Annotated in this window: 8 protein-coding genes; 6 read left to right on the plus strand and 2 right to left on the minus strand. The window is 64.7% G+C overall.

Annotated features, from left to right (window positions below; all coding sequences use genetic code 11):
• Positions 1 to 28 precede the first annotated feature (28 nt).
• The 4 genes from ACSQ23_RS15805 (at position 29) to ACSQ23_RS15820 (ending at position 4,664) form a co-directional block, all read left to right on the plus strand.
• Positions 29 to 1,570 (plus strand): hypothetical protein, encoded by a 1,542-nt coding sequence (locus tag ACSQ23_RS15805; RefSeq protein ID WP_436091161.1) that lies wholly within the window; start codon positions 29 to 31, stop codon positions 1,568 to 1,570.
• A gap of 62 nt (positions 1,571 to 1,632) precedes the next feature.
• Entirely contained in the window at positions 1,633 to 2,610 is a 978-nt protein-coding gene (locus ACSQ23_RS15810; RefSeq protein ID WP_436091162.1) for a glycerophosphodiester phosphodiesterase family protein, read from the plus strand.
• Positions 2,611 to 2,720: 110 nt separating this feature from the next.
• Positions 2,721 to 3,704 (plus strand): DMT family transporter, encoded by a 984-nt coding sequence (locus ACSQ23_RS15815; RefSeq protein ID WP_055882268.1) that lies wholly within the window; start codon positions 2,721 to 2,723, stop codon positions 3,702 to 3,704.
• On the plus strand, positions 3,705 to 4,664 hold the full coding sequence (locus ACSQ23_RS15820) for a DMT family transporter (protein ID WP_436091163.1): 960 nt from the start codon (positions 3,705 to 3,707) through the stop codon (positions 4,662 to 4,664).
• A 288-nt stretch (positions 4,665 to 4,952) separates the two neighbouring features.
• On the opposite strand, the gene alaS is transcribed toward ACSQ23_RS15820, so the two are convergent.
• Positions 4,953 to 7,592 carry an alanine--tRNA ligase gene (alaS, locus tag ACSQ23_RS15825; RefSeq protein WP_436091164.1) on the minus strand — a complete coding sequence of 880 codons (2,640 nt, stop codon included), beginning with the start codon at positions 7,590 to 7,592 and terminating at the stop codon, positions 4,953 to 4,955.
• A 446-nt stretch (positions 7,593 to 8,038) separates the two neighbouring features.
• Positions 8,039 to 9,115, minus strand: coding sequence for a recombinase RecA (gene recA / locus ACSQ23_RS15830; RefSeq protein ID WP_082528255.1), 1,077 nt, complete (start codon positions 9,113 to 9,115; stop codon positions 8,039 to 8,041).
• Positions 9,116 to 9,370: 255 nt separating this feature from the next.
• On the opposite strand from recA, the gene araD1 reads away from it, so the two are divergent.
• Both araD1 and ACSQ23_RS15840 read left to right on the plus strand, forming a co-directional pair.
• On the plus strand, positions 9,371 to 10,363 hold the full coding sequence (araD1, locus tag ACSQ23_RS15835) for an AraD1 family protein (RefSeq protein ID WP_055882580.1): 993 nt from the start codon (positions 9,371 to 9,373) through the stop codon (positions 10,361 to 10,363).
• 257 nt (positions 10,364 to 10,620) lie between these two features.
• The gene (locus tag ACSQ23_RS15840; protein ID WP_436091165.1) at positions 10,621 to 12,720 is read left to right on the plus strand and encodes a calcium-binding protein; all 2,100 of its coding nucleotides are present in this window, start codon (positions 10,621 to 10,623) and stop codon (positions 12,718 to 12,720) included.
• Positions 12,721 to 12,843: the final 123 nt, after the last annotated feature.

Below are 12,843 nucleotides of genomic sequence, written 5' to 3' on the forward strand. Positions count from 1 at the left end.
GAACTACAGTTCTCGGGGGAATTTCCGCATGCGTCTTCTCGCCTTCGCGACCGCTCTGCTGTCGATCTTCGTCGCCTTGCCGGTCAACGCATCGGCCGCAACTATTTCCATCGTCTCAATGCAGTATTCCGCCGCGCACCCGGTGCCGCACCTGCACTATGACGGCGATACCGCCGACGGCGACGTCGCAACGCTGCAGAGCATGTACGACACCTTCGTCAAATGCCGTCTGTCGTGCATCGGGCCCGACGGAGGGGCAACGGCGGTACTCACCCTGAATGGGCCGGGCGGCAGCTATTTTGAGGGACTGGCGCTCGCCGATTTCCTCCGCGCCAACCATATCGCCACCGTCGTCGAGCGCGGCAGCGGTTGCTATTCCGCTTGCGCTTTCGCTTTCCTCGGCGGTTCCGCCTGGTCCAGCCAGGACGGCGTCGGCACCTATGTCGACCGGATGGTCGAGCCCGGATCCGTCGTCGGCTTCCACGCCCCCTATTCCGACGAAGTGTCCTTCACCAATGCCCTCAACGAGCGCGGCGCCATGGCTATGCAGGGCCAGACGCGGGATTTACTCGCCCTGATGGTCAAGGAGCTGGTGAAGTGGAACGTCGATCCCGAGGTGATCTTCAAAATGGTCGGCATGGGCCCGGAGGAAACCTACAACCTGGTGACCGCGGAAGACCTCTATTTGGCCCGGGTCACCCTGCCGCCCACACCGTCCTCCGGTTGGATCACCGACCTGCCTTCCGCCATCCGTGAGGCCTGCCTGCGCCTCCTCGCCATCGACGAGCGCGCCGCCCCGTACGACATGCAGTGGCGCTTCGTATCCGACTACACGCCGGCCATCGGCAAAGCCGAATTGGCCGGACCGATCTCCGGATACAAGCTGGGCGACCGGCTGCTCGATATCGGCAGCTGCTCGGCCACCGACGCCTCGATGGCGACGGATGGCAACTACGAGATCGCGCTCTACTTCACCCCCGGCCTCGATGGCCTCAATGCCGCGAGCACCAGTTTCTTCAACCGCCAGCACGGCTGGTCCACAGCCGGCGTCGGGCGCGACCCGCTGAAGCGCATTTTCGCCAAGGGGCCGCTCAACAGTTTCTTCCTGCCGCTCGACGCCGATATCGACGGCCTCGACCTGCCCGGCGAAGCCGATATCGACGCCAACCGCTTCGACACGGCGCTGCCGCCGCTGCTGCCGACCATGCCCAGCGACCTCGTCGTCGACGCCAGCACGCCCAGCTCACGCGTCTCGCATTTGGGCGATGTCTTCGTCTTCGAACGCGTCGGCACTCGCCAGCTCTATGACAGCGCGTTCGACCAGGGCGCGTTGGGCCGCGCCTACACCAACGAGGTCACCAGCGACACTGGTTTCGTGCGCGAAGGCGCCTTCGTCGATACGGCCGCGACCTTTGTCTGGTTCGGCATCCTCAATGGCGAAAGCAGCGCCGTGGTGGAGGCCATCGTGGTGAAACCCAACGGCGAAGCCCCCGCCGACGAGGACCTGGCTAACCTCCGGCGCATCCAGTGCGAAGCCGATTTCCAAGGCTCCAAACTCAACTGCGGCTGAGGCCATCCGGTCATACTTGGGCCATGAACCCACCTGAGCGTCAGCCGCATTGAGGGGTATTGATGTTCAAAAAGATTCTGCTTGGCCTCGCGGTCATTGTCGCCGCGGTCTACGTCTGGAATGCGTCCTGGCGCGTCGCGCCGCCTCAGGGAAAGCTCGAGCTGATCGCCCATCGCGGCGTGCACCAGACCTTCGATCGCGCCGACCTCAACAACGATACCTGCACCGCCGAGCGGATCGATCGGCCGACGCACGACTACCTCGAAAATACCCTCCCCTCGATGCAGGCGGCCTTCGCCGCGGGGGCCGACATTGTCGAGCTAGATGTCCATCCGACCACCGATGGCCAGTTCGCCGTGCTGCATGACTGGACCGTCGATTGCCGCACCGAAGGCAGCGGCGAGACCCGTGGCCACGACATGGCGTCACTGAAGCTGCTCGATATCGGCTACAGCTACACCGCCGATGGCGGCGCGAGCTTTCCGTTTCGCGGCAAGGGCATCGGCCTGATGCCCGAACTCAAGGAGGTGTTCACCGCCTTCCCCGCCGAGCGCTTCCTCGTCAACTTCAAGAGCAACGAGGCACGCGAGGGCGATATGCTGGCCGAGCTGCTGTCGTCGCACCCGCAATGGCGGCCGGCCGTCTGGGGCGCCTATGGTGGTGATCCGCCAACCTACCGCGCCGCCGAGCTGATCGGCGATCTCAATGTCTGGTCGCGCAAGGGTCTGGTCGATTGCCTGCTGCAATATGAGGGGTTTGGCTGGACCGGGTTTGTTCCGGACGCTTGCCGCAACACCAAGGTGATGCTGCCGATCAATGTCGCGCCATTCGTCTGGGGCTGGCCGAACCTCTTCATCGAGCGCCTGCAGCAGGCCGGCTCGGAGGTGATCCTGCTCGGCCCTTACAGCTCCGGCGATCCCGGCACTGCCGGCATCGATACGCCCGAACTGCTGGCTCAGGTGCCCGACAACTTTGCCGGCTACATCTGGACCAACAAAATCGAGACCATCGGGCCGCTGGCGCGTGAACGCTTCAAGTAGAGACGAAATAATTAGGCCCTGTGGCATTCCCGCCCATCGACGGTGCGGCCGGCCCATCGTATAGGACTAACATACCAGTTGCCGTCCCTCCCCTCTTGGATGCCCAGAAGATGCCCTCCGGCGTCGCTTTCGCGCTTTTTGCCTACCTCCTCTATTCCTGCTGCGACGCCATCATCAAAGGGTTCGGCACCAGCCTCTCCGTCTTCGAAATTGCCTTCTGGACGGCGCTGTTTTCCTTCATTCCCGCGATCTTCACCAAGCCCAAGGGCGAGCACTGGCGGCACCTGCATCGCATGCGCCACCCCTATCTGGTGCACTTGCGCAGCATTGCCGGGGTGATCGGCAACCTCTGCATCATCTACGCCTTCACCCATATTCCGCTGGCCGAGGCCTACTCGATCGCCTTCCTGGCGCCGATCTTCGTGGTGGCGCTGTCGCGGAGCTTCCTCGGCGAGACCGTGACCTGGCAGCGCTGGCTGTTCCTTGGCGCCAGCTTCTGCGGTGTGCTCCTCGTCGTCCGGCCGGGCTTCCGCGAACTGCAACTCGGCCATCTCATGGCGGTCGGCGCCGCGGTGATGGGCGGCATCGCCACCACCACGCTGCGCAAGGTCGCCCCGGTCGAAAAGCGCGTCAGCCTGCTCGGCCTGCCGCTGGGCTACGTTGTCGTGATCAACTCCATCCTGATGCTCATCGCCGGGTTCCATTGGCCGACGCTGCAGGAATTCGCCTTCCTGGTTCTGATCGGGGCTCTGGGCGGCACCGGCAACATCCTGTTCATCACCGCGACCCGCACCGCGCCGATAAGCATGATCGCGCCGGCCCAGTACAGCCAGATCGCCTGGGCCATCGTCTTCGGCGCGATATTCTATGCCGAGTATCCCGATACCGTCGCCTATTGTGGGCTCGTCGTCGTTGCCATCTGCGGCATCCTCAACGTGATGTCGGACGAAACGCGCATCCGCATCTTCTCGCGCCTGTCGGTCTTCGGTCCGGCCAGTGCCGTTTCCGAGGTCAGTCCGCCGCTCGGCGATGACGCCAAGCTGCCGCGACGCGGCGATGCCGACGACCAGGCGCAAGCGGCGCCAGGCAAGTAGATGCTGCGCTCCCTCTCACCGGTTTCGCTCGGCGTGCTCTGCGTGCTGGGCGGCATGGCGTCATTCTCGACCGCCGATGCACTGGTCAAAGCGCTGGGCGGCTCACTCAGCGTCTTCGAGATTGGCCTGTTCACCACCGTCTTCTCGTTCCTGCCGGCTCTGTTCTCCAAGCCGCGCGAAGAGCGCTGGCGCGACACCTTCAAGCTCAACCGCCCGGCGCTGATGCTCCTCGTCGCGTTCTGCCGGACGCTGAGCGCCGTGCTGATCACCTACGCCTTCGTCACCATCCCGCTGGCCGAAGCCTATTGCCTCGTCTTCCTCATCCCGGTGCTGGCGACCATCCTCTCGGTCGTCGTGCTCAAGGAGGAGGTGTCGCTCTATCGCTGGGCGCTGGTGGTCATCAGCTTCCTCGGCGTGCTGCTGGTGGTGCGGCCCGGCTTTCGCGAGATCGAGCTCGGGCACATCGCCGCCTTCATCTGCGCGCTCGCCGCTGCCGTGTCGCTCACCACCATCCGGTTGATCTCCGGCGCCGAGCGGCGCGTCACCCTGTTCGCCCTGCCCGGCCTGCTCACCCTGGTGGTCAACCTGGTCGGCGTCTTTATTGTCGGCTTCAGCTGGCCGAGCCCGCTGCTGCTGGGCGGGCTGGTGGCCTGCGGCGTATTGGGTGGCATCGGCTATCTGCTGCAGCTCAAGGGCGTCGCCCTGGCTCCGGCGAGCCGGGTGGCGCCGATGCAGTACAGCCAGATCATCTGGGCGCTGCTGTTCGGGGCCTTGTTCTTCAGCGAAGTGCCCGATGCGATCAGCCTTGCCGGGCTTGGCGTCATCGTCGCCGCCGGGCTCGCCAACATCTTCGCCGATGGCGCCCGCGCCCGCATCGCCGGACGCTGGGCCGAATATCGCGCCCGGCGAGACAATCCCTCGCCGGACGATTTCAAGGGTCCGGGCCCGGACCCGGTCTAGTTCGCTCAGGAAGTTCTGCGGGAAGGGCACGGGCTGCCCCACATTGTCCCCTCGCCCCTGAGGGGAGAGGGCTAGTGCAGCTAGGACCGTCAGGTCCGTAGCGGAACTAGGGTGAGGGGTTCAGCTTCTCAACGAGCGCGCATGGCGCGGCTTCACCCCTCAACCGGCCTTCGGCCACCTTCTCCCCTGAGGGGAGAAGGGAGAGGCATCGCGTCCGGTCGACGCGCCTGCGCCAACTGGAAAGAAAGTCAGGGTGAGGGGCAGCACGCGCCCGCTCACCGCCAGATGCTACAGCCCGCCGCGCACCGCGGCGATTGCGTCGGCGCCCCTGGCGCCATCCGGACCGCCGCCCTGCGCCATGTCGGGACGGCCGCCACCGCCCTGCCCGCCCAAGGCCGCGGTCGCCAGCTTGATCAGCTCGCCGGCCGAATATTTGCCGGTCAGATCCTCGGTGACGCCAACCGCCACGGTGCCGCGGCCGTCATCGCCTTTCAGCACAACCGTAACCACACCCGAACCGATCCGCTTCTTTTCGGTATCGACCAGGCCCTTGACGTCCTTGGCCGAAATGCCTTCGACGGCGCGGCCGACATAGGTAACGCCATTGACCGTCTCGTCAGCCGAAGCCGGCGCCGAACCGCCCCCGCCGAGCGCCAGCTTCTTGTTGGCGTCAGTGAGCGCGCGCTCCGCCTTCTTGAGGTTTTCCTGCAGCGCCTCGATGCGGGTGAACACCTCGTGCGGCCCCACATGCAGCGCGTCGGCGACGCCGGCAACGAGGTTGGCATTGGTGCGCGCATGCTGGCGCGCGCCCTTGGCGGTCAGCGCCTCGAGGCGGCGCACGCCGGCGGCAACGCCGGAATCGCCGAGTATGGTGATCAGCCCGATATCGCCGGTGCGGCGCACATGCGTGCCGCCGCAGAGCTCGACCGACCAGCCGACCGCGTTACCGGTCGGATCGCCCATCGAGACGACGCGCACTTCATCGCCGTACTTCTCGCCGAACAGCGCGCGAGCCCCGGACTCCTTGGCTTCCTCGACGCCCATCAGGCGCGTCTCGACCGGCGAGTTCTGCAAGACGATATCGTTGGCGATCTCTTCGACCTGAGCCAGTTCCTGCGGGGTGATCGGCTTGGTGTGGACGAAATCGAAGCGCAGCCGATCGGCCGAGACCAATGAGCCCTTCTGCGCCACGTGATCGCCCAGCACCAGGCGCAGCGCCTCGTGCAGCAGATGCGTCGCGGAGTGGTTGGCGCGAATGGCCGAGCGCCGGTCGTGATCGACGATCAGCGCCAGCGGTGAGCCGACCTTGATGGTGCCGTCGGTGACCTTCACCTTGTGGCCGAAGACGCCGTTGTTCTTGACCGTGTCGGTCACGGTCGCGGCGATACCTTCGCCGGTAAGCGAACCGGTGTCGCCGACCTGGCCGCCGCTTTCGCCGTAGAACGGCGTCTGGTTGAGCACGACATAGCCTTCGTCGCCGGCTTTCAGCTCGTCGACGATGGCGCCGCCCTTGACCAGCGCAGTGACCGCGCCTTCGGCGGTCTCGGTCTCGTAGCCGAGGAACTCGGTCGGGCCGACCTGGTCGGCAACCGCGAACCAGACCTTGTCCTCGCTCGCTTCGCCCGAACCGGCCCAGCTCTTGCGCGCCTCGGCGCGCTGGCGGGCCATCGCGTCCTCGAAGCCCGAGAGATCCACATTGATGCCGCGGGTGCGCAGCGCATCCTGCGTCAGGTCGAGCGGGAAACCGTAGGTGTCGTAGAGCTTGAAGGCCGTGACGCCCTCGAGCATGTCGCCTTGCTTGAGATCGGCGGTCGCTTCGTCGAGGATGACGAGACCACGGCTCAGCGTCTTGAGGAAGCGCTGCTCCTCGAGCCGGACCGTCTCCTCGATCATCTGCTCGCCGCGGACCAGCTCGGGATAGGCCTGGCCCATCTCCTTGACCAGCGTCGACACGATCTTGTGGATCACCGGGTCGGTGGCGCCGAGCAGGGTCGCGTGGCGCATGGCGCGACGCATGATGCGGCGCAGCACGTAGCCGCGACCTTCGTTCGACGGCAGCACGCCTTCGGCAATGAGGAAGCTCATGGCGCGCACGTGGTCGGAGATGACGCGCAGGCTCGGCGTCGTCGGGTCGCCATTGAAGTTGGTGGCGTGCATGGTCGACGAAACCAACGACTTGAACAGGTCGATCTCGTAATTGTTGTTCGTGCCCTGCATCACCGCCGCGACGCGCTCGAGGCCCGAGCCGGTATCGACCGAAGGCTTGGGCAGGCTGGTGCGCGAGCCGTCCGCAAACTGCTCGAACTGCATGAACACCAGGTTCCAGATCTCGACGAAGCGGTCGCCGTCTTCCTCAGGCGAACCCGGCGGGCCGCCCCAGTACTTGTCGCCGTGATCGTAGAAGATTTCCGAGCACGGACCGCACGGGCCCGTATCGCCCATCTGCCAGAAGTTCGACTTGGCCCCGAGCCGCACGATGCGATCCTCGGGCAGGCCGGCGATCTTCTTCCAGAGCGCCATCGCCTCGTCGTCGTCTTCGTAGATCGTCGCGGTCAGCTTCTCCTTGGGCAGGCCCCACTCCTTGGTGAGCAGGTTCCAGGCCAGCTCGATCGCGTGCTCCTTGAAGTAGTCGCCGAACGAGAAATTGCCGAGCATCTCGAAGAAGGTGTGGTGGCGCGCCGTGAACCCGACATTGTCGAGGTCGTTGTGCTTGCCGCCGGCGCGCACGCATTTCTGCGAGCTGGTCGCCCGCACATAGTCGCGCTTCTCGACGCCGGTGAAGACGTTCTTGAACTGCACCATGCCGGCATTGGTGAACATCAGGGTCGGATCGTTCCGCGGCACCAGCGGGCTCGATGCGACTTCTTCGTGACCATTGTTCGCGAAGTAGCTCAGAAAGCTCGACCGGATATCGTTCACGCTCGTCATGACGGGTCTCTTACAGACAAATGGCGAGGCCATGAGCCCCGCCAAGAACAACAGGAAAGGCCTTCTATCGCGGGGCTTGCGGTTGTGTCCAGCGCAGGGTGGGGAGAGGTGTCAGATTGGGTGCGTAGGACGCGGAGATCGCACTGTCGTCAGTCCCGCAACAAGCACCGGCCGTCATCCCGGCGAACGCCGGGACCCAGTGCACCAAACATTCCGCCAACGTCGACCCATCCGACCTTGCTGTGACGGACCGGCGGGGTTCGTACCCAGTCCATTGTCCGAGCAGTGGGTCCCGGCGTTCGCCGGGATGACGGCCGGTGGATGGGCACAATTGAGTTTACCCACCAGCGCCGGCGTGAATGGCACGATCGTGGAAACGCAACCCACCGCTCAAAACGAAAGGGCGCCACCTGGGCGCCCTCTTCTTCACATCCCGGCGGGTCCGATCACGCGTCCCCGTCGTCGCCCTCGTCACCTTCCGGCCCGGCCAACAGCGCTTCGCCGAGGATGCCGGAGCTTTCGCGCACGCCCTTTTCGATCTGGTCGGCGATCGCCGGGTTGTCCTTGAGGAACTGGCGGGAGTTTTCACGCCCCTGCCCCAGCCGCTGGCTGTCATAGGAGAACCAGGCGCCGGACTTCTCGACCAGTCCCGACTTCACGCCGAGATCGAGCAGTTCGCCGGTCTTGGAGATGCCTTCACCATACATGATGTCGAACTCGACCTGGCGGAACGGCGGAGCCAGCTTGTTCTTGACCACCTTGACGCGTGTCTGGTTGCCGATGACTTCCTCACGCTCCTTGATCGCGCCGATGCGGCGGATATCGAGGCGGACCGAGGAGTAGAACTTCAGCGCATTGCCGCCGGTCGTGGTTTCGGGCGAACCGTACATCACGCCGATCTTCATGCGGATCTGGTTGATGAAGATCACCATCGCCTTCGACTTCGAAATCGAGCCGGTCAGCTTGCGCATCGCCTGACTCATCAGGCGCGCCTGCAGGCCCGGCATCGAATCGCCCATCTCGCCTTCGAGTTCGGCTTTCGGGGTCAGTGCGGCCACCGAGTCGACCACCAGCACGTCGACGGCGCCGGAGCGCACCAGCGTATCGGCGATCTCGAGCGCCTGCTCGCCGGTATCGGGCTGCGAGATCAACAGCTCATCGACCTTCACGCCGAGCTTCCTGGCGTAGATCGGATCGAGCGCATGCTCGGCGTCGACGAAGGCGGCGATGCCACCGTTCTTCTGCGCCTCGGCCACCACATGCAGCGCCAGCGTGGTCTTGCCCGAGCTTTCCGGCCCGAACACTTCCACGATGCGGCCGCGCGGCAACCCACCGATGCCCAGTGCGATATCCAGTCCGAGCGAGCCGGTGGAAATCGCCTCGACCTGGGCAATGGCGCCCTCGCCGAAGCGCATCACCGTGCCCTTGCCGAAATTCCGCTCGATCTGGCTCAGCGCTGCTGCCAGCGCCTTCTCCTTATCCATCGATCCCTCAATAACTCGTAGAGGCGCAACAGCAGCCATCACCGGTCTCCCTTATTCCACTTCGGTCTGCGCCGCGCAAACCGATAAGATGTCCATCTAATGTACTCATTCTGTTCTCATTTCGTTTCCAAATCGTCAAGGGGGTAAATTCGCTGTTCCTTACGCACCGGCGCCTTGCGATTCGACCGCTGCGCACCCTTGGCACCCGCGTTGGTGATCTACATCCAAAATCCAAATGCAATCGCGGCTGCGCCGCGCTATAGGGCGGCAACGAAAATCAAGGGAATGGGCTTCATGCATCTCATCCAGTTCCAGGACGACAAGGGCGCGCGCGCCGTCGGCGCCACCGAAGGCGGCGTCACCAGCGTGGTCACCGGAGCCCAGAGCGTCTATGCGCTCGCTGCCGAAGCCGCCGAGCGCGGGCTGTCGCTGCGCGCCGTGGTCATCGAGAAGGGCCTCGGCGCCAAGCTCGATCGCGAGGCGCTCGCCCGTGAGGGCCGCCTGCTTGCCCCGATCGACCATGTCGATCCGTCGCACCTCTACGTCACCGGCACTGGCCTTACCCACCTGGGTTCGGCTTCGACCCGCGACGCCATGCACAAGTCGAACCAGCAGCAGGCTGAAGCGCCGCTGACCGATTCGATGAAGATGTTCCGCATGGGTCTCGAAGGCGGCAAGCCCGCGCCGGGCGAGATCGGCGTGCAGCCCGAATGGTTCTACAAGGGCAACGGCTACACCGTCACCGCGCCGGGCCAGCCGATCCCCTCGCCTGCCTTCGCCAAGGACGCCGGTGAGGAGCCCGAGATCGCCGGCATCTACTATATCGGCAAGGATGGCACGCCTTTCCGCCTTGGCTTCGCGCTCGGCAACGAGTTCTCCGACCACGTGACCGAGCGGGTGAACTACCTGTTCCTCGCCCATTCCAAGCTCCGCTTCTGCTCGTTCGGGCCGGAGCTGCGGGTTGGCGAGCTGCCGCGCAACGTCTCGGGCATGTCGCGGATCCTGCGCGCCGGCAAGGTGCTGTGGGAGAAGCCGTTCCTCTCGGGTGAGGACAACATGAGCCACACCATCGCCAACCTCGAGCACCACCACTTCAAGTACGACCTGTTCCGCCAGCCGGGCGACATCCACGTCCACATGTTCGGCACCGCGACGCTGAGCTTTGCCGACGGCATCAAGACCGAGCCCGGCGATGTGTTCGAGATCGAGGAAAGCCAGTTCGGCCTGCCGCTGCGCAATGCCGTCGCCTGGAACGACGACCGGCCCGTGACCATCCGCCAGCTCTAAGGGCTGGCCATCGTTGAGTTTTTGAGGAGCCGGGCCATGTGCCCGGCTCCTTGCTTTTCGGCCTTTTCCACAGCGTGCACATTTCGGCCCCCTCCCCGCCCAGATTGATGGGCGATGTTGCGGGAGTTCTCTTGGCAATTTGGTGCAAATCCGATCGATCGGCCTCAGCCGGGATTAGCGCTCGTCAGGAACACTATAGCCGCGGTGCAAAGGGAGGCATTCGCGTCCACCTCCACCTATAGCGAAAGGTACTCCCAATGATCACCGTATCCGCCTCGACCTCCGCGGCCGAGCTGCAGACCATTATTGACTCCGCTCCGGCTGGCGAAACCATCCTGATGGGCGCCGGCACGTTCGAGTTCAATGAGACCGTCGTCATCAACCGCGACGACATCACGGTGATGGGCACCGGTTCGGGCGCCACGACCATCGAACTCACCGGCAATGCCCGCGCCGGCGGCGCCTTCCAGGTCGGCGGCGTCATCGACGTACCAAGCTACTCGGGCGAGTTCGCGCTGGACGAGCCGGCGGCGGAAGGCTCGATGTACCTGCACCTGGCTGACGCGTCGGGACTCGCAGCAGGCGATCACCTGTGGATCGAGCTCGAGAACACGCCCGAATATCTCGACTCCATCGGCGATACCGAGTGGCGCGAGGATAAGCCTTTGCGCACCTCGATGGTCGAGGTCGCCTCGGTCAACGGCAACACCGTGCGGCTGACCAACGGCCTGGCCTTCGATTTCTCCACCATTGCCTCGGTGCAGAAGATCGAGGTGGCCGAGAACGTCAAGCTCGGCGGCTTCACCATCGAATCCGGCCTCGCCGAACAGGATCCAGGCAGCTTCACCAATGTCTCGGAGGCGTTCGACCGCTCCAACGTCATTTCGCTGTCGGGCACCAGCCACACAAAACTGTTCGACATCGCCATCGACAACGCCCCGTCCAACGGCTTCACCTTTGCCCAGTCGATCTTCCTCGAGGCCTCGAACCTCTCGGTCGATGGCGCGGTGAACAAGGGCGATGGCGGCAACGGCTACGCCTTCCAGCTCAAGGCGCTCTACGACAGCCAGCTGGTCGGGCTCGAAGCCTTCGACACCCGCCACGCCGTGCTGTTCGCCAGCTGGACCAGCGAAGCCAACAACACCATCCAGGTGCGCGAGACCAACCGCGACATCAACTTCCACGGCGGCGACGACCACGACAACATCGTCACGGTGCTAAGCTCGGAACGCACCGATCTCGAAGCCACCTACCTGTCGCCGACCCTGTTCGTGAACGACGAGGGCACCAGCTATGGCGCCCCCACTAACCCCCATGCCAACACCGTCACCTTCGACGTCGTCAAAGGCACCAACAAGAGCGAACTGCTGGTGGCCAATGACAGCGGCGTCGAGTTCCATGCCCGCGCCGGCGCCGACATTCTCGTCGGCGGCAATGGCAGTGATCGGCTCTACGCCGAAAAGGGCGACGACCTGGTGTTCGCCTCGAAGGGCAACGACGTCATCGATGGCGGGCTCGGCACCGATGTGCTGGCCTATGCCGGCGACCGTGATGACTACACGCTGACCCGCGACCTCTCCGGCCGCTTCGTCGTGCACAAGGCCGGCGGCAGTTACGACATCGTCGGCGGCGTCGAAGCCTTCCGCTTCGCCGATGGCACGGTGGCTACCTCGACCCTCACCGACCTGCCGACCACCTATTTCGGCTCCGACGACGCCGATCGCATCGTCGTCAGTTCGGTGCATGACGTGGTGCTGTCGGGCGGCGGCTACGACCGTATCGTGGCCTCGACCAGCTACGTGCTGGGCGACGAGAACGAGGCGCTGGAGCTCGTCGGCGATCGCGCCGTCAACGGCTTCGGCAACGCTTCCAACAACAGCTTCACCGGCAACGATGCCGACAACGAGCTGTTCGGCTTCGGCGGCGACGACCGCTTCTTCGCCCGTGGCGGCAATGACTATCTGTCCGGCGGCGACGGCAGCGACGATCTCTACGGCCAGGCCGGCAACGACCGGCTGTTCGGCGGCAGCGGCGATGACCTGCTGAATGGCGGCTCGGGCAGCGACACCTTCGTGTTCTCGGCCGGCCGCGACACTGTCGAGGACTTTTCGCTTCGCTCCGGCGACCGGCTCGACACCGGGCTCACCAGCTTTGCCTCACCGGAAGCGTTCCTCGCGGCGTTCCGAGAGGCGGCGGCCAGCGGCGGCGACAGCTTCGATACGCTCGGCATCGATGTCGATGGCAGCGGCTACCACGTCGAAATCCGCGTCGCCGATACGCATGGCGACCCGCTCGTCATGGGGCTCAACGGCGCGACGCTCGAATCCCTGTTGGCATCGTCGGACTGGATCGTCTGACCTGCCCTGAATTTCGGCACGGGGGCACCCAAATACCTGTTGCTGAAAAATGCGGCACCAACCCCGCATGACCTGAACCCCGGAACCCCAGTGTTCCGGGGTTTTTTCTTGCTCGGCATCGCA

It is taken from the genome of Devosia sp. LjRoot16 (assembly GCF_964252795.1).
Taxonomy (GTDB): domain Bacteria; phylum Pseudomonadota; class Alphaproteobacteria; order Rhizobiales; family Devosiaceae; genus Devosia_A.

Coding starts and splice junctions, on each gene's coding strand:
- ACSQ23_RS15805 (WP_436091161.1), top strand. CDS start 29: ATGCGTCTTCTCGCCTTCGCGACCGCTCTGCTGTCGATCTTCGTCGCC.
- ACSQ23_RS15810 (WP_436091162.1), top strand. CDS start 1,633: ATGTTCAAAAAGATTCTGCTTGGCCTCGCGGTCATTGTCGCCGCGGTC.
- ACSQ23_RS15815 (WP_055882268.1), top strand. CDS start 2,721: ATGCCCTCCGGCGTCGCTTTCGCGCTTTTTGCCTACCTCCTCTATTCC.
- ACSQ23_RS15820 (WP_436091163.1), top strand. CDS start 3,705: ATGCTGCGCTCCCTCTCACCGGTTTCGCTCGGCGTGCTCTGCGTGCTG.
- alaS (WP_436091164.1), bottom strand. CDS start 7,592: ATGACGAGCGTGAACGATATCCGGTCGAGCTTTCTGAGCTACTTCGCG.
- recA (WP_082528255.1), bottom strand. CDS start 9,115: ATGGCTGCTGTTGCGCCTCTACGAGTTATTGAGGGATCGATGGATAAG.
- araD1 (WP_055882580.1), top strand. CDS start 9,371: ATGCATCTCATCCAGTTCCAGGACGACAAGGGCGCGCGCGCCGTCGGC.
- ACSQ23_RS15840 (WP_436091165.1), top strand. CDS start 10,621: ATGATCACCGTATCCGCCTCGACCTCCGCGGCCGAGCTGCAGACCATT.